At 62.2% G+C, this 25,060-nt stretch carries 24 protein-coding genes; 23 read left to right on the forward strand and 1 reads right to left on the reverse strand.

Annotated elements, in window-relative coordinates; all coding sequences use genetic code 11:
• Positions 1–22: 22 nt before the first annotated feature.
• The 3 genes from KY495_RS09275 to KY495_RS09285 all read left to right on the forward strand — a co-directional run bounded on the left by KY495_RS09275 (position 23) and on the right by KY495_RS09285 (position 2,212).
• The gene (locus tag KY495_RS09275; protein WP_219883360.1) at positions 23–709 is read left to right on the forward strand and encodes a response regulator transcription factor; all 687 of its coding nucleotides are present in this window, start codon (positions 23–25) and stop codon (positions 707–709) included.
• The gene (locus KY495_RS09280) at positions 706–1,266 is read left to right on the forward strand and encodes a hypothetical protein (protein ID WP_219883361.1); all 561 of its coding nucleotides are present in this window, start codon (positions 706–708) and stop codon (positions 1,264–1,266) included. Before KY495_RS09275 ends, KY495_RS09280 begins: the two co-directional genes overlap by 4 nt.
• A gap of 238 nt (positions 1,267–1,504) precedes the next feature.
• Positions 1,505–2,212: a transposase gene (locus tag KY495_RS09285; RefSeq protein WP_219883362.1), complete on the forward strand. Its 708-nt coding sequence runs from the start codon at positions 1,505–1,507 to the stop codon at positions 2,210–2,212.
• On the opposite strand, the gene KY495_RS09290 is transcribed toward KY495_RS09285, so the two are convergent.
• Entirely contained in the window at positions 2,209–2,667 is a 459-nt protein-coding gene (locus tag KY495_RS09290) for a hypothetical protein (protein ID WP_219883363.1), read from the reverse strand. The genes KY495_RS09285 and KY495_RS09290 overlap by 4 nt on opposite strands.
• Positions 2,668–2,918: 251 nt before the next feature.
• On the opposite strand from KY495_RS09290, the gene KY495_RS09295 reads away from it, so the two are divergent.
• The 20 genes from KY495_RS09295 to hisA all read left to right on the forward strand — a co-directional run bounded on the left by KY495_RS09295 (position 2,919) and on the right by hisA (position 25,045).
• Positions 2,919–7,649 carry a glutamate synthase-related protein gene (locus tag KY495_RS09295; protein WP_219883364.1) on the forward strand — a complete coding sequence of 1,577 codons (4,731 nt, stop codon included), beginning with the start codon at positions 2,919–2,921 and terminating at the stop codon, positions 7,647–7,649.
• A 30-nt stretch (positions 7,650–7,679) separates the two neighbouring features.
• Entirely contained in the window at positions 7,680–9,143 is a 1,464-nt protein-coding gene (locus KY495_RS09300) for a glutamate synthase subunit beta (RefSeq protein ID WP_219883365.1), read from the forward strand.
• A 178-nt stretch (positions 9,144–9,321) separates the two neighbouring features.
• Entirely contained in the window at positions 9,322–11,505 is a 2,184-nt protein-coding gene (locus KY495_RS09305) for an ATP-binding protein (protein ID WP_219883366.1), read from the forward strand.
• 211 nt (positions 11,506–11,716) lie between these two features.
• The gene (locus KY495_RS09310; RefSeq protein WP_219883367.1) at positions 11,717–12,520 is read left to right on the forward strand and encodes an ABC transporter ATP-binding protein; all 804 of its coding nucleotides are present in this window, start codon (positions 11,717–11,719) and stop codon (positions 12,518–12,520) included.
• Entirely contained in the window at positions 12,517–13,299 is a 783-nt protein-coding gene (gene mlaE / locus KY495_RS09315; RefSeq protein ID WP_219883368.1) for a lipid asymmetry maintenance ABC transporter permease subunit MlaE, read from the forward strand. The genes KY495_RS09310 and mlaE overlap by 4 nt, the downstream gene beginning before the upstream one ends.
• Before the next feature lie 66 nt (positions 13,300–13,365).
• Complete coding sequence (mlaD, locus tag KY495_RS09320; RefSeq protein WP_219883369.1) at positions 13,366–13,839, forward strand: outer membrane lipid asymmetry maintenance protein MlaD; 474 nt, start codon at positions 13,366–13,368, stop codon at positions 13,837–13,839.
• The gene (locus tag KY495_RS09325; protein ID WP_219883370.1) at positions 13,839–14,660 is read left to right on the forward strand and encodes a VacJ family lipoprotein; all 822 of its coding nucleotides are present in this window, start codon (positions 13,839–13,841) and stop codon (positions 14,658–14,660) included. The genes mlaD and KY495_RS09325 overlap by 1 nt, the downstream gene beginning before the upstream one ends.
• Before the next feature lie 79 nt (positions 14,661–14,739).
• Entirely contained in the window at positions 14,740–15,369 is a 630-nt protein-coding gene (locus KY495_RS09330; protein WP_219883371.1) for a phospholipid-binding protein MlaC, read from the forward strand.
• Between the two features lie 4 nt (positions 15,370–15,373).
• Complete coding sequence (locus KY495_RS09335) at positions 15,374–15,676, forward strand: lipid asymmetry maintenance protein MlaB (RefSeq protein WP_219883372.1); 303 nt, start codon at positions 15,374–15,376, stop codon at positions 15,674–15,676.
• 159 nt (positions 15,677–15,835) lie between these two features.
• Complete coding sequence (locus tag KY495_RS09340) at positions 15,836–16,747, forward strand: ABC transporter ATP-binding protein (RefSeq protein WP_219883373.1); 912 nt, start codon at positions 15,836–15,838, stop codon at positions 16,745–16,747.
• Positions 16,744–17,511: an ABC transporter permease gene (locus KY495_RS09345; protein ID WP_219883374.1), complete on the forward strand. Its 768-nt coding sequence runs from the start codon at positions 16,744–16,746 to the stop codon at positions 17,509–17,511. The genes KY495_RS09340 and KY495_RS09345 overlap by 4 nt, the downstream gene beginning before the upstream one ends.
• Positions 17,512–17,535: 24 nt before the next feature.
• Complete coding sequence (locus KY495_RS09350; RefSeq protein ID WP_219883375.1) at positions 17,536–17,772, forward strand: BolA family protein; 237 nt, start codon at positions 17,536–17,538, stop codon at positions 17,770–17,772.
• 3 nt (positions 17,773–17,775) lie between these two features.
• Positions 17,776–19,032 carry a UDP-N-acetylglucosamine 1-carboxyvinyltransferase gene (murA, locus tag KY495_RS09355; RefSeq protein WP_219883376.1) on the forward strand — a complete coding sequence of 419 codons (1,257 nt, stop codon included), beginning with the start codon at positions 17,776–17,778 and terminating at the stop codon, positions 19,030–19,032.
• Entirely contained in the window at positions 19,032–19,724 is a 693-nt protein-coding gene (gene hisG / locus KY495_RS09360) for an ATP phosphoribosyltransferase (protein WP_219883377.1), read from the forward strand. The genes murA and hisG overlap by 1 nt, the downstream gene beginning before the upstream one ends.
• Before the next feature lie 5 nt (positions 19,725–19,729).
• Positions 19,730–21,052, forward strand: a complete 1,323-nt coding sequence (gene hisD, locus KY495_RS09365; protein ID WP_219883378.1) for a histidinol dehydrogenase — start codon at positions 19,730–19,732, stop codon at positions 21,050–21,052.
• On the forward strand, positions 21,053–21,868 hold the full coding sequence (locus KY495_RS09370) for a site-specific DNA-methyltransferase (protein ID WP_219883379.1): 816 nt from the start codon (positions 21,053–21,055) through the stop codon (positions 21,866–21,868).
• A gap of 9 nt (positions 21,869–21,877) precedes the next feature.
• Positions 21,878–22,981, forward strand: coding sequence for a histidinol-phosphate transaminase (gene hisC, locus KY495_RS09375; RefSeq protein ID WP_219883380.1), 1,104 nt, complete (start codon positions 21,878–21,880; stop codon positions 22,979–22,981).
• Positions 22,982–22,994: 13 nt separating this feature from the next.
• A complete protein-coding gene (gene hisB / locus KY495_RS09380) occupies positions 22,995–23,585 on the forward strand; it encodes an imidazoleglycerol-phosphate dehydratase HisB (protein ID WP_219883381.1) in 591 nt (196 codons plus the stop codon).
• 18 nt (positions 23,586–23,603) lie between these two features.
• Positions 23,604–24,242 (forward strand): imidazole glycerol phosphate synthase subunit HisH, encoded by a 639-nt coding sequence (gene hisH / locus KY495_RS09385; protein WP_219883382.1) that lies wholly within the window; start codon positions 23,604–23,606, stop codon positions 24,240–24,242.
• A gap of 26 nt (positions 24,243–24,268) precedes the next feature.
• Positions 24,269–25,045, forward strand: a complete 777-nt coding sequence (gene hisA / locus KY495_RS09390) for a 1-(5-phosphoribosyl)-5-[(5-phosphoribosylamino)methylideneamino]imidazole-4-carboxamide isomerase (protein ID WP_219883383.1) — start codon at positions 24,269–24,271, stop codon at positions 25,043–25,045.
• Positions 25,046–25,060: the final 15 nt, after the last annotated feature.

Genomic DNA, 25,060 nt, shown 5'->3' on the forward strand with positions numbered 1-25,060 from the left:
ATTAAAGAAAAAATAGCCACCCATGACTCAAATCCTGATTGTAGAAGACAACGGCGATTACGCCGGTGACATGGCCGAGTTCCTGCGGGAACTCGATCACGAGGTATCGATTGCCAGAACGGCCGGTGAAATGTGGGCGGCGCTCACCAAGACCCCGGCCGCCGTGGTGGTGCTCGACCTGGGCCTGCCGGACGAGGACGGTTTTAACGTCATTCCCCGCATGCGCCAGCTGTATCCCGAGATTGGCCTGCTGGTGCTGACCGGACGCGTGGCGTTTGACAACCGCATCCTGGGCCTGCGCCTGGGCGCCGACCATTACCTGACCAAGCCGATCAAGTTCCCGGAACTGGCCGCCCACATCGAGGCGCTGGACCGGCGCGTGCGCCCGCAGGAGCCCTCCACGGCCCCGCAGCCCTCCAAATGGACGCTCAAGATCAGTGCGCGCCAGCTTGAATTGATGGGCGCGGTGATCGACCTGACGGAAAAGGAATGCAATTTCCTGCATTTGCTGACCATTAATACGCGGCCGGTGCCGCGCCAGGTGATCGTGGCCGGCATGGGGGGCGAAGATCCCGACGCCAGCCGCCGGGTGGACATGCTGGTGTACCGCCTGCGCAAGAAGGCGCGCAGCGGCCTGGGCCAGGATCTGCCGCTGCGCAGCGCTTATGGCGAGGGGTATAGCCTGTCGGCCGGGTTCACGCTGGCATGAGCCACAACCAATTCATGGCGTGTCGATTTCCGGTCGTCGTGGCGTCATTGCTGCTTAGCATCTCCGCCAGCCAGGCCTCTGCCGGGACTGTAACGAAGCAGCTCATTGTCGGAACCTGGGAGTGCGGACCTACCGTGATGAAAGGGCCTGACGTCACCGTCACGGCTTCCTATGTCCTCGAGCGCAAGCCCGACATGACGTTCATGCACACGGGTACCTCGCGCGTTGAGCCTAAAGGCCGTGAGGCCTTTACGTTTGATGCGACCTACCGCGGGACATGGAAACTTGCCGGCGATGTTTTGACATGGACATACACGGAATCAAAATTTGTTGGCTCGTCCCTTCCGCAGGTCACCCCCGAGATCGGTCAAAAGATCATCGACGATGAACACCGGAAGCAACCAATATCTTCATCGCGCGTGATTCGTGTGGACGCAAGGTCAATCAGCACGATCCCTGTAAAGCCGCTTTACGCGGCGGCTGCGGTAGCAAGTCATTGCAAGCGCAAGATGGAGGGTGCTGTGCTTCCATCGGTCGTGAAGCCGGCCGCAGGCTGAACTTATTGGTCGTAAAGGGCTCTGACGTAAGCCGCACTGTCCATCGAGGACAGGTGAGCGCCAGGAGCCAGCATCATGAAAACGAACTGGAGAGTTTCGCGGATTGCACTGCAATCGTCCTTCCGCCAAAGCGTGCCAGTCACGTCAATAACACTGCCTGGTTCGTCAGCGGCATGAAATTGGGGACAGAGTCGATCATGTTTAGTAAAATTGGTGCTTTACCTGATGTCCACGACTTATGGCCCGCCTGCCACGCTTTGTCCTGCCCGGTCACCCCCACCATATCCTGCAAACCGGTAATAACGGTCTGGCGATATTCATCGACGATGAAGACCGCCTGCGTTTCCTCGGCTGGCTGAAGGAAAGCGCCAGGGAATTCAAGGTGGCGATCCATGCCTATGTGCTCATGCCCGACCACCTGCATCTGCTGGCGACGCCGGCCGCTGCCGAAGGGCTGGCGCAGATGATGCAGCGCCTTGGCCGCTACTATGTGCCTTTTTACAACACCAAGTACGGTCGCAGCGGCACGATTTTCGCCGGCCGCTTCAAGACTTCCTTGATCGATTCAGAGAAATATTTCATGGCGTGCAGCCGCTACATTGAGTCCAACCCGGTGCGCTCAAAGCTGGTCGATGATGCCGCCGAGTATTCCTGGTCCAGTTATGCACACCATGTTGGCGTCACCCAGAATCCCGTCATTACCGACCACGCCTTGTACTGGGCACTGGGCAATACCCCATTTCAGCGCGAAGCGGCCTACCGCGAACTGAGCCGTCCCATGCTCAGTCAAAAGGAAATGGAAGTCATCGACGCTGCCGTCCTCAAGGGCTGGCCGCTGGGGTCGGACAAGTTCAATAGTGAGGTCCAGCAGCGAGCCAAGCGGCAGGTGCTGCCGGCTAAGCGTGGGCGGCCATTCAAGGTGGCGCCACGGCCGGACGGCGCTTAGCCTGGACGGCTGAAGTCGGTAATGTCGGCTTCGCGCACATCTGACAGCAGGGCAAAGAACGCCGGACGGCTGTGGTGCGTCAACAGTTCGCTGGCACCCTGGCCACGCAGCAGGGCGATGGCTTGTTCCGGTGGCAGGTGTGCGCTGGCCGACGCCGGCTTGCTGCTGACATAGCATTTTTTGCTGGCCACGGCCAGGTCCAGCAGCTCCCGCATTTCGGCGTAGCGCGCCTGTTCGCCCACCGACAGGGTCAGGGCGTCATACACCACCTCGGCCGGGCCGATTCCGGCAAATCTGCCCCTTGCCACCACGATCACCGTTGCCGCGCCTTCAGTCCCCCGGCCGGCAAAGAGGTCGACTTTTTCCGTCGATGGCAGGGAAATCAGGGTGAGCAGCGTTTGCAGCTGGATGGTCGTATTGACAGGGGCGGCCAAGGCGCGAATTGGTGTGTACATGATGTTTTCCCAGCAGATTAATTGACAAGCGACCTCAGCGGTCATGTGTATACTGTATATCCATACAGTATTTGTCAATTGATATTGCACATGTCGCAGAGTGCGCGAAATAGGATCTAGTCTGTCCCTATTTAATTTTTGCGACCAAGCCGGGAAAATTAATCCGACTCCGACCCTATTTATTCCTGTTGCTGATTCTGCTGCATTGCACTAATCTTGGCTTCTAGCCCATCAAATGCTGTGGAGATACCATGATTGCCCAAGGTTTGTACGATCCGTCCAATGAACACGATGCCTGCGGCGTTGGTTTCATCGCCCATATCAAAGGCAATAAAAGCCATGCCATCATTGAACAGGGTCTGTTGATCCTGAAAAACCTGGACCACCGGGGCGCCGTGGGCGCCGACAAGCTGATGGGCGACGGCGCCGGCATCCTGATCCAGATTCCGGATCAATACTTCCGTGACGAAATGGCCAAGCAGGGCGTGGAATTGCCGCCCCCGGGTGAATACGGTGTCGGCATGGTGTTCCTGCCGAAAGAGCACGCTTCGCGCATCGCCTGCGAGCAGGAAATCGAGCGCGCCGTGCGCATTGAAGGCCAGGTCGTGCTGGGCTGGCGCAATGTGCCGGTCGATGAAGCCATGCCCATGTCGCCCACCGTGCGCGACAAGGAGCCGGTGATCCGCCAGATCTTCATCGGCCGCGGCCCCGACATCATGGTCACGGACGCGCTCGAGCGTAAGCTGTATGTGATCCGCAAGTCGTCCGGCCACGCGATCCAGGCGCTCAAGCTCTTGCACGGCAAGGAATTTTTTGTGCCATCCATGTCCGCCCGCACCATCGTGTACAAGGGTTTGCTGCTGGCCGACCAGGTAGGCGTGTATTACAAGGACTTGCAGGACCCGCGCTGCATCTCGGCGCTGGCGCTGGTGCACCAGCGCTTCTCCACCAATACCTTCCCCGAGTGGCCGCTGGCCCACCCGTACCGCCTGATCGCCCACAATGGCGAAATCAATACCGTCAAGGGTAACTTCAACTGGATGCGGGCCCGCGAAGGGGTGATGAAGTCAGCCGTGCTGGGTGACGACCTCAGGAAGCTGTTCCCCCTCATTTACGAAGGCCAGTCCGACACCGCCTGCTTCGACAATGCGCTCGAACTGCTGATCATGTCCGGCTACCCGATCGCCCAGGCCATGATGATGATGATCCCCGAGGCGTGGGAAAACCACACCATGATGGACGACAACCGCCGCGCCTTTTACGAATACCACGCTGCCATGATGGAGCCATGGGACGGCCCGGCTGCCATGGCCTTCACGGACGGCCGCCATATCGGCGGCACCCTGGACCGCAATGGCCTGCGTCCTGCGCGCTACATCGTGACTGATGACGACCTGGTCGTCATGGCATCGGAATCGGGCGTGCTGCCGATTCCCGAATCGAAAATCATCCAGAAGTGGCGCCTGCAGCCGGGCAAGATGTTCCTGATCGACCTGGAAGCGGGCCGCATCATCGACGACAAGGAACTCAAGGACACTTATTCCAATGCCAAGCCGTACAAGGCGTGGATCAACTCGGTGCGCATCAAGCTCAACGAAATCAAGCTGGCCGAAAGCCAGCTGGCGCACAACCGCGCCAAGGACATGCCCACCCTGGCCGGCCTGGCCCGCGGTGAAAAGGCCCCGGCATCGGTCCTGGACCGGCAGCAAGCCTTCGGCTACACCCAGGAAGACTTGAAATTCCTGATGGCGCCCATGGCCCTGCTGGCCGAGGAAGCCACCGGCTCCATGGGCAATGATTCGCCGCTGGCCGTCATGTCCAACAAGCTCAAGCCCCTGTACAACTATTTCAAGCAACTGTTTGCCCAGGTCACCAATCCGCCGATCGACCCGATCCGCGAAGCCATGGTGATGTCGCTGGTGTCCTTCATTGGCCCCAAGCCGAACCTGCTCGACACCAACAACGTCAACCCGCCCATGCGCCTGGAAGTGTCGCAGCCGGTGCTCGGCTTTGACGACATGGCGCGCCTGCGCAACATCAGCCAGCACACGGGCTCGAAGTTCAAGTCGTACGAACTGAACATCTGCTACCCGGTTTCCTGGGGCAAGGAAGGCATTGAAGCGTCGCTGGCCTCGCTGTGCGCGGAAGCGGTCGATGCCGTGCGTTCCGGCCACAATATCCTGATCGTGTCGGACCGCAACGTCTCGGCCGAGCAGGTAGCCATTCCCGCCCTGCTTGCCACTTCCACCATCCACCAGCACCTGGTCGGCCGCGGCCTGCGCGCTTCCACCGGCCTGGTGGTGGAAACGGGCTCGGCCCGCGAAACCCACCACTTCGCCCTGCTGGCCGGCTATGGCGCCGAAGCGGTCCACCCTTACCTGGCCATGGAAACCCTGGCCGAACTGACGGCCGGCATGCCTGGCGATCTGTCGCCGGAGACGGCGGTGTACAACTACACCAAGGCCATCGGCAAGGGCTTGATGAAGGTCATGTCCAAGATGGGCATTTCCACCTATATGTCTTACTGCGGCGCCCAGATCTTTGAAGTCATTGGCTTGAACAAGTCGCTCGTGGAAAAGTATTTTAAGGGCACGGCCACCAATGTGGAAGGCATCGGCCTGTTTGAAGTGGCCGAGGAAGCGCTGCGCCTGCACAACCTGGCTTTTGGCGACGATCCCCTGCTGGCCGAAACGCTGGACGCCGGCGGCGAATACGCCTTCCGCGTGCGGGGCGAAGAACACATGTGGACGCCGGACGCGATCGCCAAGCTGCAGCATTCCACGCGCAGCAACAACTTCAACAGCTACAAGGAATACGCGCAGATCATCAACGACCAGAGCCGGCGCCACCTGACGCTGCGCGGCCTGTTCGAGTTCAAGCTCGACCCCAGCAAGGCCATTGCCCTCGATGAAGTCGAGCCGGCCAAGGAAATCGTCAAGCGCTTTGCCACCGGTGCCATGTCGCTCGGCTCCATCAGCACCGAAGCGCACGCCACGCTGGCCATTGCCATGAACCGCATCGGCGGCAAGTCCAACACGGGCGAAGGCGGCGAAGATCCTTTCCGCTACACCCAGGAATTGAAGGGCATTCCCATCAAGCAGGGCGAAACGATGGCCTCTGTCATTGGTGCCAAGAATGTGGTGGTCGACATCCCGCTGCAGGAAGGCGACTCGCTGCGTTCGCGCATCAAGCAGGTGGCGTCGGGCCGGTTTGGCGTGACGGCGGAATACCTGAACTCGGCCGATCAGATCCAGATCAAGATGGCCCAGGGCGCCAAGCCGGGCGAAGGCGGCCAGTTGCCCGGCCACAAGGTGTCGGAATATATTGCCAGCCTGCGCTTTTCGGTGCCGGGCGTGGGCTTGATTTCCCCGCCCCCGCACCACGACATTTATTCGATTGAAGATCTGGCCCAGCTGATCCACGACCTCAAGAACGCCAATCCGCGCGCCTCGATTTCCGTGAAGCTGGTGTCGGAAGTGGGCATTGGCACCGTGGCGGCCGGTGTCACCAAGGCCAAGGCTGACCACGTCGTCGTGGCCGGCCACGATGGCGGCACGGGCGCCTCCCCCCTGTCCTCGGTCAAGCATGCGGGCACGCCGTGGGAACTGGGCCTGGCCGAAACCCAGCAGACCCTGGTCCTGAACGGCTTGCGCAGCCGCATCCGCGTGCAGGCTGATGGCCAGATGAAAACCGGGCGCGACGTGGTCATCGCCGCCATGCTGGGCGCCGACGAAATCGGCTTTGCCACCGCGCCGCTGGTGGTGGAAGGCTGCATCATGATGCGCAAGTGCCACTTGAATACCTGCCCGGTCGGCGTGGCCACCCAGGACCCTGTGCTGCGCGCCAAGTTTTCTGGCAAGCCTGAGCACGTGGTCAATTATTTCTTCTTTGTTGCTGAAGAAGCCCGCCAGCTCATGGCCCAGCTTGGCATTCGCACTTTCGACGAACTGATCGGCCGCTCCGACCTGCTCGACAAGTCGCACGCCATCACGCACTGGAAGGCCCGTGGCCTGGACTTCAGCAATATTTTCTACCAGCCCAAGACCGACCGCGGCCTGGCCATTTACCACAATGAGTTCCAGGAGCATGGCCTGGAAAAGGCGCTGGACCACAAGCTGATCGCGCAAGCCAAGGCCGCGCTGGAAAAGGGCGAGCGGGTTTCCTTTATCTCGCCGGTCCGCAACGTCCACCGCACCGTGGGCACCATGCTGTCGGGCGAAGTGGCCAAGCGCTACGGCCACAAGGGTTTGCCGGACGACACAATCCACATCCAGCTGCAAGGCACGGCGGGCCAGTCGGCAGCGGCCTTCCTGGCAGCCGGCATCACGCTCGATCTCGTGGGTGAAGGCAACGATTACGTGGGCAAGGGCTTGTCGGGCGGACGCATCATCGTGCGTCCCAACACCGAGTTCCGTGGCTGGGCGGTGGACAACATCATCGTCGGCAACACGGTGCTGTACGGCGCGATTGCCGGTGAAGCCTTCTTCAACGGTGTGGCGGGCGAACGCTTTGCCGTGCGTAACTCCGGCGCCACGGCAGTGGTCGAGGGCTGCGGCGACCATGGCTGCGAATACATGACCGGCGGCACCGTCGTCCTGCTGGGCGCCACGGGCCGTAACTTTGCGGCGGGCATGTCCGGCGGCGTGGCCTATGTGTATGACCCGCAGGATGACTTTGAACGCAAGTGCAATACCACGATGGTCAATCTCGAACGTGTCATCAGCAGCAAGGAGCAGAGCGACCAGTCCGCCTGGCACAGCCAGAGCCGCGACAGCGAGCGCGAGTGCGACGAAGTGATTCTCAAGCGCCTGATCGAGCGTCATTTCAAGCATACGGGCAGTACCCGCGCCCGCAACCTGCTCGACAACTGGGCCGAGAGCCGCGGCAAGTTTGTGAAGGTGTTCCCGACCGACTACAAGCGCGCGCTGGAAGAAATGCACAACAGCAGCATGGAAGAAGCTGCCGAGAAGATCGCGGCGTAATGCCCAATTGAGATAAAAGGAAAAAACATCGTGGGTAAAATCACCGGCTTCATGGAATTCAAGCGTCAGGAAGAGAGCTATCTCGAACCGGCCGCGCGCCTCAAGAACTACAAGGAATTCGTCCTGCACCTGTCCGACCCGGAAGCAAAAGTCCAGGCCGCACGCTGCATGGATTGCGGCATCCCCTTCTGCAACAGCGGCTGCCCGGTCAACAACATCATCCCGGACTGGAACGACCTGGTGTACCACGGCAATTACCGCGCCGCCCTGGAAAACCTACACTCGACCAACAATTTCCCGGAATTTACGGGCCGCATCTGCCCGGCGCCGTGCGAGTCGGCCTGTACGCTCGGCATCAACAATGATCCGGTCGGCATCAAGTCGATCGAGCACAAGATCATCGATACCGGCTGGGAACACGGCTGGGTGGTGCCGCAGCCTCCTGCCAGGCTGACCGGCAAGAAAGTGGCCGTGATCGGTTCCGGCCCCGCAGGCCTGGCCGCAGCCCAGCAGCTGGCGCGCGCCGGCCACGCGGTGACGGTATTTGAAAAGAGCGACCGCATTGGCGGCCTGCTGCGCTACGGCATTCCCGACTTCAAGATGGAAAAGTCGCACATCGACCGCCGCGTCCAGCAGATGGAAGCGGAAGGCGTCGTGTTCCGCACCAGCGTGCTGGTGGGCAAGGATTTCCCCGCTTCGGTGAACAATTGGGCGAAGGAAACCATCTTCCCGGAAGACCTGGAAAAGGACTTTGACGCCGTCATCCTGGCCGGCGGCGCCGAGCAGCCCCGTGACTTGCCGGTCCCGGGACGCGAGCTCAAGGGCGTGCATTTCGCCATGGATTTCCTGCCCCTGCAAAACAAGGTCAATGCGGGCGACAAGGTGAAGGACCAGATCAAGGCAAGCGGCAAGCACGTGGTCGTGATTGGCGGCGGCGATACGGGTTCGGACTGCGTGGGCACCTCCAACCGCCACGGCGCAGCATCCGTGACGCAGTTCGAACTCCTGCCCATGCCGCCGGAACAGGAAAACAAGCCCCTCGTATGGCCGTACTGGCCCACCAAGCTGCGCACCTCTTCCTCGCACGAAGAAGGCTGCGAGCGCGACTGGGCGGTGGCCACCAAGCGCCTGGAAGGCAAGGGCGGCAAGGTGGACAAGCTGATTGCCTGCCGGGTCGAGTGGAAGGATGGCAAGATGGCCGAAGTGCCCAATTCGGAATTCGAGATGAAGGCCGATCTGGTGCTGCTGGCCATGGGTTTTGTGTCGCCGGTGCAGCAAGTGCTCGATGCTTTTGGCGTGGAGAAAGATGGGCGCGGCAATGCGCGCGCTGCCACCGATGGCGAAGGCTGCTACCAGACCAGTGTGCCGAAGGTGTTCGTGGCTGGCGACATGCGGCGCGGCCAGTCGCTGGTGGTGTGGGCCATCCGCGAAGGCCGGCAGGCGGCGCGGGCGGTGGATGAATTCCTGATGGGCTCATCGGTCCTGCCACGCTGAGGCCATTTTTTTTGCTCCCTGGTTACGCCAGGGTGGCGACAATTGGTCATAGTGTAGCTTGCCGTTCACAATTATTGCGCGCGCCGCCGGTGTGTGGGTTTGCTTTTGCTAAAATTCACGGTTTGCAATCGCATCCACGCCGCCTGTCAGGATGTCTTGCTCACCTGAAAGGATGTGAATGACGGACTGGACGCGCGAAGACCTGACCCTGGCCAACTGCGCCGACGAGCCGATTCATATCCCCGGCTCGATCCAGCCCCACGGCATCCTGCTCGCCTTTGATCCGGCCCTGACCCTGGCGGCCTGGAGCGCGAACTGCGGCGCCCTGCTTGGCTGCGTGCCTGCCCTGGGCATGGCGGCCGCGGCACTCCGCCTGCCTGATCCCGCCCTGGAATTGCTGAGCGACATACAGGCCGACCTGCACGGCGGCGCGGCCATGCCAATGGCGGTGGAGGTGACGATCGGGGGCCAGGAATACGACTGCATCATCCACGCCCACGAGGGCAGGATTGTGGCCGAGTTCGAGCACCGGGTGCAGGCTTCCGACGTGGTGGCCTCGTTTGCGCTCAAGGCCCACAGCGCCATTGAGCGCCTGAAACGCCAGCAATCGGTGGAGGCGCTGCTCAATATTGCCGTGACCCAGGTGCGCAGCCTTACCGGCTTTGACCGTGTGATGGCTTACCGCTTCCGCCACGATGACAGCGGCGACGTGGTGGCCGAAGCGCGCAGCGAGGCGCTCGAACCGTTTCTGGGGCGCCGCTATCCGGCCAGCGACATTCCGGCCCAGGCGCGCCGCCTGTACCTGATCAATACCCTGCGCCTCATTGCCGACGTCGGCTACACGCCGGTCCCCGTGTTCGGGCGCGAATCGGACGCCGCGCTCGACATGAGCCACGCCGTGCTGCGCAGCGTGTCGCCGATCCATATCGAGTACCTGCACAATACGGGGGTGGCGGCCTCGATGAGCATTTCCATCGTCTGCAACGGGCGCCTGTGGGGCATGCTGGCCTGCCATCACATGCGCCCCCACCAGGTGCCGTACTCGATCCGCATGGCGGCCGACGTGTTTGCCCAGGTGCTTGCCAGCACGGTGCAGACGCTCGAATCGCGCGCCGAGGCCGGCGCCATCGAACGGGGCGCCGAGCTCGGTTCGCAGCTGCTGGAAACCCTGAGCCAGGAGGACGACCTGATGCGCGCCCTGGAACAGCATGCACCGGCCCTGGCCGCCGTGCTGGAAGCGGACGCGCTGATCATGACGCAGCACGGCGACCTGCGCTGCCACGGCGAAGTGGGAAGCGAGCTGGCATCGCAGATTGTGGCGTCCGTGCCCGACCATGCCCAGGCGCTGTCGCAGCGCAACTGCCTCGACGACTGGCCGCCGGCCCTGCGCGCCCAGGTCGGCAAATGCGTGGGCATGCTGGTGCTCTCGTTCGACCCGGCCAGCCGGGGCATGCTGCTGGCGCTGCGGCGCGAGCAGATCGAAGCGGTGCGCTGGGCGGGCCCGCCCGACAAGGTCGTGGCGACCGGCCCCAACGGCCCGCGCCTGACGCCGCGCGGCTCGTTTGCCGAGTGGCGCGAAACCGTGCGCGGCCGGGCTGAGCCGTGGGACGCCACCGCGCTCACCATTGCCGGCCAGCTGCTGTCCAAGGTCAGCCGTTTCCTGGCGGCCCGCAATGCGGAAATTGAGCGTGCGCGCATGGAACTGATGGCCATGCTGGGCCACGATCTGCGCGACCCGCTGCAGGCCATCAACATGGCCGGCGCCCTGCTGGAGCGCGGCAGCCAGTCGGAGCTGATCGGGCGCCGCATCCAGTCGTCGAGCAACCGCATGGAGCGCCTGATCGGCCATGTGCTGGACATGAGCCGCATCAATGGCGGCATTGGACTGGGCCTGGAGCGCCGGCCCACGGCGCTCGACCAGCTGGTGCGCGAGCTGGTGGAAGAGACAGCGGCTGCCCATCCGGCCAGCATGTTCCGCACCGACATTGCCGAGCCGGTGATGGCGGTGGTCGACAGTGACCGCCTGGTGCAGGTGCTGTCCAACCTGTTGTCCAATGCGCGCCAGCATGGCGACCCGGCGGCGCCGATCACGGTGGGACTGGCCCGTGCCGGCGACGACGCCCTGCTCACCGTGCGCAACCACGGCCCGGCCATTGCGCCGGCCCTGGCCGCGCGCCTGTTCGATCCCTTCAAGCATACCTCGCTGAACAAGTCGAAGAACCGGGGTGGCGTGGGACTGGGCCTGTACATCGCCCAGCAGATCGTGCTCGGCCACCAGGGAAGCATGACTTATCATCACGCCGAGCCGGAAGTCGTGTTTACCGTGCGCCTGCCCTGCGCGCCGCCGGCGGCCACGGCGTGAATGTAACAAAGTTTTACGTTGGCAACTCTGATCCCCTTGGACTGGGTGCATTTTTCGCCTGTAATATCAACGGCTTAGCGTGAAAATTATCTGACGCACGGGTCAGTAGTGTTGTATTCTGAGCTTGTGCAATGCAGCAAAATCGGGGCCTCCCCAGCAGGGATTGCCCTTTCTGCACTACAATGCTGCATTGTCTAAAATGAGCAGTGCCGTGCCTAATCTTGTAGAAATCCGCGATTTACATTTTGCCTATGGTGATCGGTCGATTCTGTCGAACCTCAACATGGAATTCCCGCGCGGGAAGGTCATTGCCGTCATGGGTGGTTCCGGCTGCGGCAAGACCACGGTCCTGCGCCTGATCGGTGGCCAGATCCGTCCCCAGCAAGGGTCGGTCAAGGTCGCAGGCGAAGTCGTCCACGAGCTGGACATCGACAATTTGTACCGCCTGCGCCGCAAGATGGGCATGCTGTTTCAGTTTGGCGCCCTGTTTACCGACCTGACGGTGTTTGAAAACGTGGCCTTCCCGCTGCGCGAGCACACCGACCTGCCGGAAGAACTGATCCGCGACCTGGTACTCATGAAGCTGCATGCCGTGGGCCTGCGCAATGCTGCCCAGCTCAAGCCGTCCGAAATTTCGGGCGGCATGGCGCGCCGCGTGGCCGTGGCCCGCGCCGTGGCGCTCGATCCCGAACTGATCATGTACGACGAGCCGTTTGCCGGCCTCGACCCGATTTCAATGGGCGTGACCGCCAACCTCATCCGCAAGCTCAACGATGCCCTGGGCTCGACCTCGCTGCTGGTGTCGCACGATGTCCATGAGTGCTTCGCGATTGCCGATTATGTTTATTTTATGTCTGCAGGAAAAATTGTGGCACAAGGCACCCCGGCCGACCTGCGCGTGTCCGAAGACCCGTACGTGAAGCAGTTCGTCAATGCCGCGCCCGACGGTCCCGTGCCCTTCCATTACCCGGGCCGCTCGCTGGCCGACGACCTGGGCCTGGGAGCGCAGCCATGATCCTCAATTTTGTCGAAGCCATCGGCCGCACCGTGCGCGAAGCCATCGCCAGCGTCGGCTTTGCCACCCGCTTTTTCTTCAATCTGCTGGGCATGTGCGTGGGCGCCCTGCGGCGCCCGGGACTCATTTCCGAGCAGACCCATTTCATCGGCAATTATTCGCTGGTGATCATCATTGTCTCCGGCTTGTTCGTCGGCATGGTACTGGGCTTGCAGGGCTATATCACCCTGACGCCTTACGGTGCGGAACAAAAGTTGGGCCAGGTCGTTGCCCTGGCGCTGGTGCGCGAACTGGGGCCGGTCGTCACCGCCCTGCTGTTTGCCGGCCGCGCGGGCACCTCGCTGACAGCCCAGATCGGCCTCATGAAGGCAGGCGAGCAACTGTCGGCCATGGAAATGATGGCGATCAACCCCATCCAGCGGGTGCTGGCACCGCGCTTTTTGGCCGGCATCATTGCCATGCCGGGCCTGGCCACCATCTTTTCGGCGGTGGGCGTGATCGGCGGCTATCTGGTCGGCGTCAAGTTGATCGGTGTGGACGAAGGCGCGTTCTGGTCGCAGATGCAAGCCAATGTGGACGTGCAAAAAGACATCCTGAATGGCGTGATCAAGAGCTTCGTGTTCGGCATCGCAGTCACCTTCACGGCGCTGTTCCAGGGCTACCATGCCCAGCCCACGCCGGAAGATGTGTCGCGCGCCACCACGCGCACCGTGGTCATTGCCTCGCTGATGGTGTGGGGCCTGGACTTCGTCATGACGGCCATCATGTTCAACACGTAACTGCCGCTTATCGAATTTTGAATCCGGCGCCGCCTCAGCGCCGAATAACAAGTGTTAGGAAATAAAATGCATCGTAAATCTGTCGACGTCTGGGTGGGTCTGTTTGTTCTCTTGAGCCTGGCCGCCCTGCTGTTCCTGGCGTTGAAAGCCGGAAACATGAGCGCCCTCTCGTTTGCCAACACCTATAATGTGGTGGGCAAGTTTGAAAACATCGGCGGCCTCAAGCCGCAGGCGCCCGTCAAGAGCGCCGGCGTGGTGGTCGGGCGCGTGGGCGAGATCAAGTTTGATGACAAGACCTATCAGGCGCTGGTAACCTTGCAGCTTGAAGCGGGCTATAAATTTCCAAAAGATAGCTCCCTGAAAATCCTCACTGCCGGCCTGCTGGGCGAGCAGTACATCGGTATTGAAGCCGGTGGCGATATCAATAACCTCGTCAATGGCGACCGCATCACGCGGACCCAGTCGGCAGCCGTGCTGGAAGACCTGATCAACAGGTTTATCTACAGCAAAGCGGCCGAAGGAAAGGAAGAGAGCGAATAATGAACGCTGTGACACTGCGGGCGCCGTGGCGCGCCCTGGCAATGGTGACGCTGGCCCTGTCCATGACAGGCTGCGCTTCCATGGCCGAGAAAGACCCCTACGAAAAATTCAACCGGTCGATGTTCACGTTTAACGATGCCGTCGATCGCAACGCGCTCAAGCCTGCCGCCACCGCCTACAAGACCGTGACGCCGGGTTTCCTGCAAATTGGTGTCAACAATTTTTTCGGCAACCTGGCCGACGTCTGGAGCGGTGCCAATAACCTGATGCAGGGCAAGGGCGAGCGCGGCCTCTCCGATTTCACCCGCGTCATCATCAATTCCACCTTTGGCCTGGCGGGCGTGATTGACTGGGCGTCGGACGCCGGCTTGCAAAAGCACAATGAAGACTTTGGCCAGACCCTGGGCTACTGGGGCATGCCGAGCGGTCCTTACGTGATGTTGCCGCTCCTGGGGCCATCGACCCTGCGCGATACGGCCGCCCTGCCGATCGATATTGCCGCCGACCCCTGGGGCTATGGCATTTCGGGCGAGGCCCAGGCCGCCGGCGTGGTGCTGCGCGTGGTGGACCAGCGCGCGGTGCTGCTGGACGCCACCAACCTCATGGAAGAGGCTGCGCTGGACCGTTATGAATTCATCCGCGATGGCTACTTGCAGCAACGCAAGGGCCGCGTCTTCGATGGCGAAGACTCGCGCAAGGCCGCCAAGGAAGCGCGTGAAGACGAAGTGCCGAATGCACGCGGCATCCTTGAAGCCTATGAAGACGAGGAGGCGCCGGTGGAATCCAAGCAACCTGTGTCATCCGAAACACCCGCCAAGTAGTTAACAGAGGAACTGGACCCGCGCAATCGCTGGACGCGGGTTGCAGACTTCCTAAATTGCAACTATTGAGAGAGAGCTTATGAAATTGATTAAACACCTGATCGCAGTGGCGACCGTCGCTTTTGCCACCACGGCCGTGGCCGCCACCGAAGCCCCTGACGCGCTGGTCAAGCGCATCAGCGCCGATGTCATCAATACCGCCAAGAGCGACAAGGAAATCCAGGCCGGCAACCAGAAGCGCGTGATGGATCTGGTGGAAAGCAAGATCCTGCCGCACGTGGACTTCCAGCGCATGACGGCCCTGGCCGCCGGCCGTCACTGGCGCGATGCCACGCCGGAACAGCAAAAGCAGCTGGCCAACGAGTTCCGTACGCTTCTGATCTTCACCTACTCGGGCGCGCTGTCGCAGATCAAGAACGAAACCGTGGAATTCAAGCCGCTGCGCGCCGACCCGGCAGACAACGAAGTGGAAGTCCGTTCGCAGGTCAATATGTCCCGCGGCGAGCCGGTCACCCTCAACTATCGCCTGGCCAAGTCGCCAAGCGGCTGGAAGATTTTCGACATCAACGTGCTGGGCGCGTGGCTGGTGGAAACCTACAAGGGCACCTTTGCGACTGAAATCGGCAAGTCCGGCATCGATGGCTTGATCAAGGCACTGGCCGAGCGCAATAAAAAGCTTGCCAACAAGCCAATGAAAGCGGCAAAATAAGTTCATGAGCAATCAGCTGCACAATATCGAGACCCTGAACGTCCAGAGCGCGAAAGCGGTGCTGGGCCAGGGAATCGCGGCCATCAAGGCCGGCACCACCGTGTTCGACCTGGGCGCCGTCAAGGTGGCCGACTCGTCCGCGGTGGCCGTTTTGCTGGCCTGGAAGCGTGCCGCGCGCAAGGCCGGCACCACCCTGTCCTACGTGAATGTCCCGGCCGGTCTGCAAAGCCTGGCCGTGCTGTACGGCGTCGATGACTTCCTGGCATCGCCCGCACCGGCCCATCCGGCCGACCCGCATCACCATTGATCCTGCATTTGGGGTGGTAAACCGGTTCCGGTTCGCCACCTGTCTATACGAGCTTGTGTTGCCGGCTCAACTCTGAAGACCCTGATTTCACCTATAATTGACGGCTCACTCAGCAATGTGCATGCATGCTGTCTAGACGTTTGTTCACCAAGAAAAAGCATGGCTGCAATCCAGATTAAAAATGTCGAGAAAAGCTACAAGTCGCTCAAGGCGCTCGGTGGCGTTTCCCTGACCATTGAAGAGGGCGAATTCTTTGGCCTGCTCGGCCCCAATGGCGCCGGCAAGACCACGCTGATCTCGACCATTGCCGGGCTGATCCGGCCCGATGCGGGCAGCGTCGCCATTCACGGCCATGACGTCACCACCGACTTTCGCGCCGCCCGCAGCAAACTGGGCGTGGTGCCGCAGGAACTGGTATTCGATCCCTTCTTCACGGTGCGCGAAACGCTGCGCCTGCAGTCCGGCTATTTTGGCCTGAAGAACAATGACAAGTGGATTGACGAAGTCATGGGCAACCTGGACCTGACCGGCAAGGCCGACGCCAATATGCGCGCCCTGTCCGGCGGCATGAAGCGGCGCGTGCTGGTGGCCCAGGCCCTGGTGCACAAGCCGCCCGTGATCGTGCTCGACGAGCCCACCGCCGGGGTGGACGTGGAATTGCGCCAGACCCTGTGGAAATTCATTTCGCGCCTGAACCGCGAAGGCCACACGGTGGTATTGACCACTCACTACCTGGAAGAAGCGCAGGCCATGTGCCAGCGCGTGGCCATGCTCAAGGGCGGCCAGGTGGTGGCCGAAGACACCATGAAGGCGCTGATCCGCCGCATTTCCGGCTCGCAGCTGGTGGTGCACCTGGCCAGCGGCGACCTCCCGCCAGAGCTGCGCCACCTGGTCTCGCACGATGAACACGGCAACGGCAACAAGTACACCCTGCGCGTGAACGAAGTGACGGAAGTTGAACCGATCCTGGCGCGCCTGCGCCAGTCGGGCGCCGTGATCGACGACATGCAGCTGCAGCAGGCAGACCTGGAAGACATCTTCCTGCAGATCATGGACAAGGGCACCGTATGAATGTCATATCCGTCGGCTTTCAAACGCTCCTGTACAAGGAAACGCTGCGCTTCTGGAAGGTCGCGACCCAGACCGTGGCCGCTCCCATCCTGACCGCCATGCTGTACCTGCTGATCTTCGGCCACGTGCTCGAAGGACGGGTGGAAGTGTATCCGGGCGTGTCGTACACCGCCTTCCTCATTCCCGGCCTGGTGATGATGAGCGTGCTGCAAAACGCCTTTGCCAATTCGTCCTCCTCGCTGATCCAGTCGAAAATCACCGGCAACCTGGTGTTCATCCTGCTGCCGCCCCTGTCGCACTGGGAAATCATCTCCGCCTATGTGCTGGCCTCCGTGGTGCGTGGCGTGGTGGTGGGCGCGGGCGTGTTCATCATCACTGCCTGGTTCGCGGACCTCAGTTTCGCCGCGCCCCTGTGGATTGCCGTCTTTGCCCTGCTGGGCGCGGCCATCCTGGGCACCATGGGCGTGATCGCCGGCATCTGGGCCGAAAAATTCGACCAGCTGGCCGCCTTCCAGAACTTTTTGATCATGCCCGCCACGTTCCTCTCCGGCGTGTTCTATTCGATTCATTCGCTGCCCGCCTTCTGGCAGGCCGTCTCGCACGCCAATCCCTTCTTCTACATGATCGATGGCTTCCGCCACGGCTTCTTCGGCCAGTCCGATGTCTCGCCCTGGACCAGCCTGGCGATCGTGTCGGTGTTCTTCGCGGTACTCGCGGCGATCGCCGTCAACCTGCTCAAGCGCGGTTACAACCTGCGCCACTAACGCTACTGACCCATAGGACCTATCGTGTCTACTACTCCTGAACTCATTCATGGCTATATCTCGGCCGGTCTCGCATGCACCCACCTCGAGGTGGAAGGCGACGGCCGCCATTTCAACGCGCTGATCGTCTCGCCCGCGTTTGCCGGCAAGCGGATGATCCAGCGCCACCAGCTGGTTTATGCTGCACTTGGAGACCGCATGCGCGAAGAAATTCACGCACTGTCGATGAAGACCCTCACCCCTGAAGAATATCAAGGATAAGACATGGACCAGCTCAAGATCGTCGGTGGCAAGCGCCTGGATGGCGAAATCAAAATCTCGGGTGCGAAGAACGCCGCGCTCCCGATCCTGTGCGCGGGCCTTCTGACGGCCGGCGACCTGGAACTGACCAATGTGCCGCGCCTGCACGACGTCAGGACCATGCTCAAGCTGCTGGAAAAGACAGGCTTGAAGGTGAAGCAGGATGACGAGAACGTCACCCTCAACGGCAGCGCCATCGACACCCTGGAAGCGCCGTATGAACTGGTCAAGACCATGCGTGCCTCGATCCTGGTGCTCGGCCCCCTGCTGGCCCGCTTTGGCGAAGCCAAGGTCTCGCTGCCGGGCGGCTGCGCCATCGGCTCGCGTCCCGTGGACCAGCACATCAAGGGCCTGGAAGCGCTGGGCGCCGAGATCCGCATCGAAGGCGGCTACATCTACGCCAAGTGCCCCAAGCTCAAAGGCGCGCGCATCCACACCGACATGATCACCGTCACCGGGACCGAAAACCTGCTGATGGCCGCCACCCTGGCCGAAGGCGAAACGGTGCTGGAAAACGCCGCGCGCGAGCCGGAAGTGACGGACCTGGCCAACCTGCTGGTGGCCATGGGCGCGAAGATCGAAGGCATCGGCACCGACCGCCTGGTGATCCAGGGCGTGCCCGAGCTGCATGGCGCCAGACATGCCGTGATTTCCGACCGCATCGAGGCGGCCACCTTCCTGTGCGCCGTGGCCGCTACCGGCGGCCAGCTGCTGCTCACCAATACCCGCACCGATATCTTTGATGTGGCGATGGACAAGCTGCGCGACGTGGGACTGAAGCTCTCCAGCGGTCCTGACTGGATTCGCGCGCGCATGGACAACCGCCCGCAGCCGGTCTCATTCCGCACCACCGAATACCCGGGCTTCCCGACCGACATGCAGGCCCAGTTCATGGCCGTGAACACGGTCGCATGGGGCACCAGCCGCGTGACCGAAACGATTTTTGAAAACCGCTTCATGCACGTGCAGGAAATGGTGCGCCTGGGCGCGAAGATCCACACCGAAGGCAATACCGCTTTCATCACCGGCGTCGACCGCCTGGTGGGTGCGCCCGTGATGGCCACCGACCTGCGCGCCTCCGCTTCGCTGGTGATTGCCGCCATGGCTGCCGAAGGCACCACCATCATCGACCGCATCTATCACCTCGACCGCGGCTACGACCGCATGGAAGTGAAGCTGTCGAAGGTGGGCGCCAGCATCGAGCGGATCAAGGAAGGTTGATGAGCGACTCCGTCAATCCCTTCAAGACCATTGCCCCGAGTTCGCAGCTGATTCTGGCGCTGTCGAAAGGCCGCATTTTCGAGGACACCATGCCGCTGCTGGAAGCGGCCGGCATCACGGTGCTGGAAAACCCGGAGACATCGCGCAAGCTGATCCTGGCGACCAATGATCCGAATGTGCGCGTGATCATCGTGCGCGCCTCCGACGTGCCCACCTACGTGCAGCATGGCGCGGCCGACTTCGGCGTGGCCGGCAAGGATGTGCTGCTCGAGCATGGCGGCGAAGGCCTGTACCAGCCGATCGACCTCAATATCGCCAAGTGCCGCATGTCAGTGGCGGTCAATGCCGGCTTTGACTACGACAAGGCAGTGCGCCATGGCGCGCGCCTGCGCGTGGCCACCAAGTTCGTCAACACCGCGCGCGAACACTTTGCCGCCAAGGGCGTGCACGTGGACCTGATCAAGCTGTACGGCTCGATGGAGCTGGCGCCCCTGGTGGGCCTGTCGGACGCGATCGTGGACGTGGTTTCCACCGGCAGCACCCTGCGCGCCAACAATCTGGTGGAAGTGGAAGAAATCATGAAGATCTCTTCGCGCCTGGTCGTCAACCAGGCCGCCCTGAAGCTCAAGCGCGAGCGCCTGCAACCGATTCTCGAGGCGTTCGAACGAGCGTCACAATTGAACAAAGACTGACCATCATGCCGTTACAGATTCGCACCTTCGATTCTTCCGCCCCGGACTTCAAACAACAGTTGGACAGCCTGCTGGCATTCGAGGCATCCACCGATGACGCGATCGAGCACGCGGTAGCGGCCATCCTGCAGGACGTGAAAACGCGCGGCGATGCGGCGGTGCTGGAATACACCAACCGCCTCGACCGCATTCCGGGCGGCGCGGCCAGCATGGCGGCCTTTGACGTGACCGGGGAAGAACTGCAGGCAGCCCTGGCCAGCCTGCCCGAGGCGCAGCGCGCGGCCCTGCAGACGGCAGCCGAACGGATTCGGGTATTCCACCAGCGCCAGAAGCAGGAGCTCGGTGGCTTCACCTATACCGAGCCCGATGGCACGGTACTGGGGCAGAAGATCACGCCGCTCGACCGGGTGGGCATTTATGTCCCCGGCGGCAAGGCGGCTTACCCGTCGTCAGTGCTGATGAACGCGATTCCGGCCAAGGTGGCAGGGGTCGGGGAAATCATCATGGTGGTGCCCACGCCTGACGGCGTGAAGAACCAGATGGTGCTGGCCGCCGCCGCCATTGCGGGCGTGACGCGCGTGATCACCATCGGTGGCGCCCAGGCCGTGGGCGCGCTGGCCTACGGCACCGACACCATCGCGCCAGTGGACAAGATCGTCGGCCCCGGCAACGCCTACGTGGCTGCGGCCAAGCGCCGCGTGTTCGGCACCGTGGGCATTGACATGATTGCCGGCCCTTCCGAAATCCTGGTGCTGTGCGACGGCAGCACCGACCCGGACTGGGTGGCCATGGACCTGTTTTCCCAGGCCGAGCACGACGAACTGGCGCAGGCCATCATGCTGTGCCCGGACGCCGGCTACATTGCCCGCGTCATGGCCAGCATCCACAAGCTGCTGCCCGACATGCCGCGCCGCGACACCATCTCCACCTCGCTCACCGACCGCGGGGCCCTGATCAAGGTGCGCGACATGGCCGAAGCCTGCGCCATTGCCAACGACATCGCCGCCGAACACCTGGAAATCTCGGCCGAGAATCCCCAGCAGTGGGCCGAGCAGATCCGCCATGCCGGTGCCATGTTCCTGGGCCGCTTTTCGTCCGAGTCGCTGGGCGACTATTGCTGCGGCCCCAACCACGTGCTGCCGACGTCGCGCACGGCGCGCTTTTCGTCGCCGCTGGGCGTGTACGACTTCCAGAAGCGCTCCTCCATCATCCACGTGAGCGAAGCGGGCGCGCAAACGCTGGGCAAGGTCGCGGCCGAACTGGCTTACGGCGAAGGCTTGCAGGCGCACGCGCGCAGCGCGGAACTGCGCATCCGGGACGCCCAATAAATGGAGCAATGGGTCAACCAGGTCTTCTGTGAGGATGCGCTGTCCGGGCTGGCGCGCATCCCGGATGGATCCATTGATCTCATCCTGACCGATCCCCCGTATAACCTGGGCAAGGATTACGGCAACGGCTCGGACCAGCAAAGCGTGGCAGACTACCTGGCCTGGACCGAACAATGGATCGATGCCGCGCTGCCCAAGCTCAAACCGAACGGCAGCCTGTACATCTTCCTTACCTGGCGCTTTTCGCCCGAGATCTTCGTCATGCTCAAAAAGCGCATGACCATGATGAACGAGATTATCTGGGACCGCCGCGTGCCGTCCATGGGCGGCAGCGTGCGCAGCTTCACCTCGGTCCACGACACCATCGGTTTTTTCGTCAAGCGCAAGGATTACTACTTCGACCTGGACGCCGTGCGCATTCCCTACGATGCCGAAACCAAGAAGGCGCGCTCGCGCTCCATTTTTGTGGGTGCCAAGTGGCTGGAAGTGGGCTACAACCCCAAGGACCTGTGGAGCGTGTCGCGTCTGCACAAGGAGCATCCCGAGCGCGCCGACCATCCTACCCAGAAGCCGCTGGAAATCATCGAGCGCATGGTCAAGGCTTCCTGCCCGCCGGGCGGCGTGGTGCTCGACCTGTTCCTCGGCAGCGGCACCACCGCACTGGCAGCGCAGCGCTGCGGGCGCAATTTTGTCGGCTTTGAACTGAACCCGGTGTACTGCGAGATCATCCGCGACCGCCTGTCGCCCGAGCCATCGGAAAAAAAGCCTATCAAACGCAAGACCAACCGGTCAGAAACTATCACCAACGAGGAGTAACACGCCACCATGTCATTTATCGAGAATCTGATCGCCAATACCATTCGGCCCGAGATACGCGCCGACGCGCCGTACCACGTGTCCGAATCGAGCGGCTTGATCAAGCTCGATGCCATGGAAAACCCGTATCCCCTGCCGCCGCCGCTGCGCGAGGAACTGGGGCGGCGCCTGGCCGACGCGGTCCTGAACCGCTATCCCGTGCCCACCTACGCAAGCCTCAAGCACCAGCTGTGCGCACGCATGGGTGTGCCGCAAGGCTACGACGTCATCCTCGGCAATGGCTCGGACGAGCTCATTTCCATGATCGCCATGGCCCTCTCCGGCCCCGGCGCCGGTCCGCGTCCGGTCATGATGGCGCCGGTGCCGGCCTTTGTCATGTTCGCCCGCACTGCCATGCTGGCCGGGATGGCCTTCGTGGGTGTGCCCTTGCGCGCCGACCTGTCGCTGGACAAGGAGGCCATGCTGGCCGCCATTGCCACGCACAAGCCGTCGGTGGTGTTCCTGGCCTACCCCAACAACCCGACCGGCAACCTGTTCGATGCCGGCGACATGGTGGAGATTATCCAGGCCCTCGGTGAGACCGGCATTGCCGTCGTCGACGAGGCCTACAGCCCGTTTGCCCGCGCCAGCTTCATGCAGCGCCTGCCTGAATTGAAGAACATGATCGTCATGCGCACCGTGTCCAAGATGGGCCTGGCCGGCATCCGCCTGGGCTACATGGCCGCCGCGCCGGAACTGCTGGAGCAGTTTGAAAAGGTGCGCCCGCCCTACAACGTCAATGTGCTGTCCCAGATCACGGCCGAATTCGCGCTCGAGCACATCGACATCCTCAACGAGCAGGCCAGCCGGATCATTGCCGCCCGCACGTCGCTGTTCGAGGCCCTCTCCGCCCTGCCCGGCATCACCGTCTACCCGTCGTCGGCCAACTTTTTGCTGATCCGCGTGCCCGATGCCGCCGCTGCCTGCGCGAAACTGGTCAAATCGGGTGTCCTGGTCCGAAATGTGAGTAAAATGCACGAGATGCTTGCCAACTGCATCCGTGTGACCGTGAGTACGCCCGAAGAAAATTCCGCCTTCCTGGATGCCTTCAAGGCATCGCTGATTTCGCACTAACCGAGCAACGTCCATGAACCGCACTGCAGAAATAACGCGCAACACCAACGAAACGCAAATCCGTGTTTCGATCAACCTCGACGGCACGGGCCAGCAAAAGCTCAATACCGGCGTTCCCTTCCTGGACCACATGCTCGACCAGATCGCGCGTCACGGCCTGATCGACCTCGATATCGACTGCGTGGGCGACCTGCACATCGACGCCCACCATACGGTGGAAGACACCGGCATCACGCTGGGCATGGCGGTGGCCAAGGCCATCGGCGACAAGAAGGGCATCCGCCGCTACGGCCACGCCTACGTGCCGCTGGACGAAGCGCTGTCGCGCGTGGTGATCGATTTTTCGGGCCGTCCCGGCCTGGAAATGCACGTGCCCTGGAAGCGCTCCATGATCGGCGCCTTTGATGTCGACCTGGCGCACGAATTCTTCCAGGGCTTCGTCAACCACGCGCTGGTGTCGCTGCACATCGATAACCTGCGCGGCGAGAACGCCCACCACCAGTGCGAGACGGTATTCAAGGCCTTCGGCCGCGCCCTGCGCATGGCCGCAGAACTCGACGCCCGCTCGGCCGGCACCATCCCATCGACCAAGGGCAGCCTGTAAATCACGCTGGCACTGACTATGAAAAAAATTGTGGTGGTCGATTACGGCATGGGCAACCTGCGCTCGGTGGCGCAAGCCCTGCGCGCCGTGGCGCCCGAAGCCGATGTCCTCATTTCCGGCGAAGCGCCCGACATCGACAGCGCCGACCGCATCGTGCTGCCCGGCCAGGGCGCCATGCGCGACTGCATGGCCAGCCTGCGCGAGTCGGGCGTCGAGGAAGCGCTGCTGCGCGCCGCCCGCAGCAAGCCCATGATGGGCGTGTGCGTGGGCGAGCAGATGCTGTTTGATGTGAGCGAAGAGGGCAATACGCCCGGCTTGGGCCTGTTGCCCGGCAAGGTAGTGCGCTTTGACCTGGCCGGCCGGGTGCAGGCCGACGGCTCGCGCTTCAAGGTACCGCAAATGGGCTGGAACCGCGTCAAGCAGGCGCGCGCCCACCGGCTGTGGGACGGCATCGCTGACGATGCATACTTCTATTTCGTGCACAGCTACTATGTGCAGCCCGCCGAGCAGGACCTGGTGGTGGGCGAGACCGACTACGGCCAGCCATTCTGCTGCGCTGTCGCGCGGGGCAATATCTTTGCCACCCAGTTCCACCCGGAGAAAAGCGCCGCGGCGGGACTGCAGCTGTACAAGAACTTCGTTCAATGGAATCCCTGATTTCAACCTAACCTAAGACATCGATCATGCTGCTCATTCCTGCCATCGACCTCAAAGACGGTCACTGTGTTCGCCTCAAGCAGGGCGATATGGAACTTGCCACCGTTTTTTCCGAAGACCCAGCCGAGATGGCGCTGCACTGGCTCAAGCAGGGTGCGCGCCGTCTGCACCTGGTGGACCTGAACGGCGCCTTTGCGGGCAAGCCGGTCAACGAGTCCGCCGTCAAGTCCATCCTGCAGGTGGTGCAGGAATTCGCGGTCGATAACGACATCGACGAAATCCCCGTGCAGCTGGGCGGCGGCATCCGCGACCTCGATACCATCGAGCGCTATCTCGACGACGGCATCACCTACATCATCGTGGGCACGGCCGCGGTGAAGAACCCGGGCTTCCTGCACGACGCCTGCGGCGCTTTCCCCGGCAGCATCATCGTCGGCCTCGATGCCAAGGATGGCAAGGTGGCCACCGATGGCTGGAGCAAGATGTCCGGCCACGAAGTGATCGACCTGGCCAAGAAGTTCGAAGCCTATGGCGTGGAATCGATCATCTACACCGACATCGGCCGCGACGGCATGATGGGCGGGATTAACATCGACGCCACCGTCAAGCTGGCGCAAGCGGTGCGCATTCCCATCATCGCCTCCGGCGGCCTGCACAACATCGGCGACGTCGAAGCGTTGTGCGCGGTGCAGGACGAAGGCATCGAGGGCGTCATCTGCGGCCGCTCGATCTACGAAGGCACCATCAACCTGGCCGAAGCGCAGGCGCGCGCCGACCAGCTCACCGAGGGCGACCTGGCCTGACCGGCCGCCACTACT

Origin of the sequence: Massilia sp. PAMC28688 (assembly GCF_019443445.1) — a bacterium.
Taxonomy (GTDB): domain Bacteria; phylum Pseudomonadota; class Gammaproteobacteria; order Burkholderiales; family Burkholderiaceae_D; genus Telluria_A.

What these genes read in the sequence shown, in the direction of transcription:
- KY495_RS09275 (WP_219883360.1), top strand. Translation starts at nt 23, where the DNA reads ATGACTCAAATCCTGATTGTAGAAGACAACGGCGATTACGCCGGTGAC.
- KY495_RS09280 (WP_219883361.1), top strand. Translation starts at nt 706, where the DNA reads ATGAGCCACAACCAATTCATGGCGTGTCGATTTCCGGTCGTCGTGGCG.
- KY495_RS09285 (WP_219883362.1), top strand. Translation starts at nt 1,505, where the DNA reads ATGGCCCGCCTGCCACGCTTTGTCCTGCCCGGTCACCCCCACCATATC.
- KY495_RS09290 (WP_219883363.1), bottom strand. Translation starts at nt 2,667, where the DNA reads ATGTACACACCAATTCGCGCCTTGGCCGCCCCTGTCAATACGACCATC.
- KY495_RS09295 (WP_219883364.1), top strand. Translation starts at nt 2,919, where the DNA reads ATGATTGCCCAAGGTTTGTACGATCCGTCCAATGAACACGATGCCTGC.
- KY495_RS09305 (WP_219883366.1), top strand. Translation starts at nt 9,322, where the DNA reads ATGACGGACTGGACGCGCGAAGACCTGACCCTGGCCAACTGCGCCGAC.
- mlaE (WP_219883368.1), top strand. Translation starts at nt 12,517, where the DNA reads ATGATCCTCAATTTTGTCGAAGCCATCGGCCGCACCGTGCGCGAAGCC.
- mlaD (WP_219883369.1), top strand. Translation starts at nt 13,366, where the DNA reads ATGCATCGTAAATCTGTCGACGTCTGGGTGGGTCTGTTTGTTCTCTTG.
- KY495_RS09325 (WP_219883370.1), top strand. Translation starts at nt 13,839, where the DNA reads ATGAACGCTGTGACACTGCGGGCGCCGTGGCGCGCCCTGGCAATGGTG.
- KY495_RS09330 (WP_219883371.1), top strand. Translation starts at nt 14,740, where the DNA reads ATGAAATTGATTAAACACCTGATCGCAGTGGCGACCGTCGCTTTTGCC.
- KY495_RS09335 (WP_219883372.1), top strand. Translation starts at nt 15,374, where the DNA reads ATGAGCAATCAGCTGCACAATATCGAGACCCTGAACGTCCAGAGCGCG.
- KY495_RS09340 (WP_219883373.1), top strand. Translation starts at nt 15,836, where the DNA reads ATGGCTGCAATCCAGATTAAAAATGTCGAGAAAAGCTACAAGTCGCTC.
- KY495_RS09345 (WP_219883374.1), top strand. Translation starts at nt 16,744, where the DNA reads ATGAATGTCATATCCGTCGGCTTTCAAACGCTCCTGTACAAGGAAACG.
- murA (WP_219883376.1), top strand. Translation starts at nt 17,776, where the DNA reads ATGGACCAGCTCAAGATCGTCGGTGGCAAGCGCCTGGATGGCGAAATC.
- hisG (WP_219883377.1), top strand. Translation starts at nt 19,032, where the DNA reads ATGAGCGACTCCGTCAATCCCTTCAAGACCATTGCCCCGAGTTCGCAG.
- hisD (WP_219883378.1), top strand. Translation starts at nt 19,730, where the DNA reads ATGCCGTTACAGATTCGCACCTTCGATTCTTCCGCCCCGGACTTCAAA.
- KY495_RS09370 (WP_219883379.1), top strand. Translation starts at nt 21,053, where the DNA reads ATGGAGCAATGGGTCAACCAGGTCTTCTGTGAGGATGCGCTGTCCGGG.
- hisC (WP_219883380.1), top strand. Translation starts at nt 21,878, where the DNA reads ATGTCATTTATCGAGAATCTGATCGCCAATACCATTCGGCCCGAGATA.
- hisB (WP_219883381.1), top strand. Translation starts at nt 22,995, where the DNA reads ATGAACCGCACTGCAGAAATAACGCGCAACACCAACGAAACGCAAATC.
- hisH (WP_219883382.1), top strand. Translation starts at nt 23,604, where the DNA reads ATGAAAAAAATTGTGGTGGTCGATTACGGCATGGGCAACCTGCGCTCG.
- hisA (WP_219883383.1), top strand. Translation starts at nt 24,269, where the DNA reads ATGCTGCTCATTCCTGCCATCGACCTCAAAGACGGTCACTGTGTTCGC.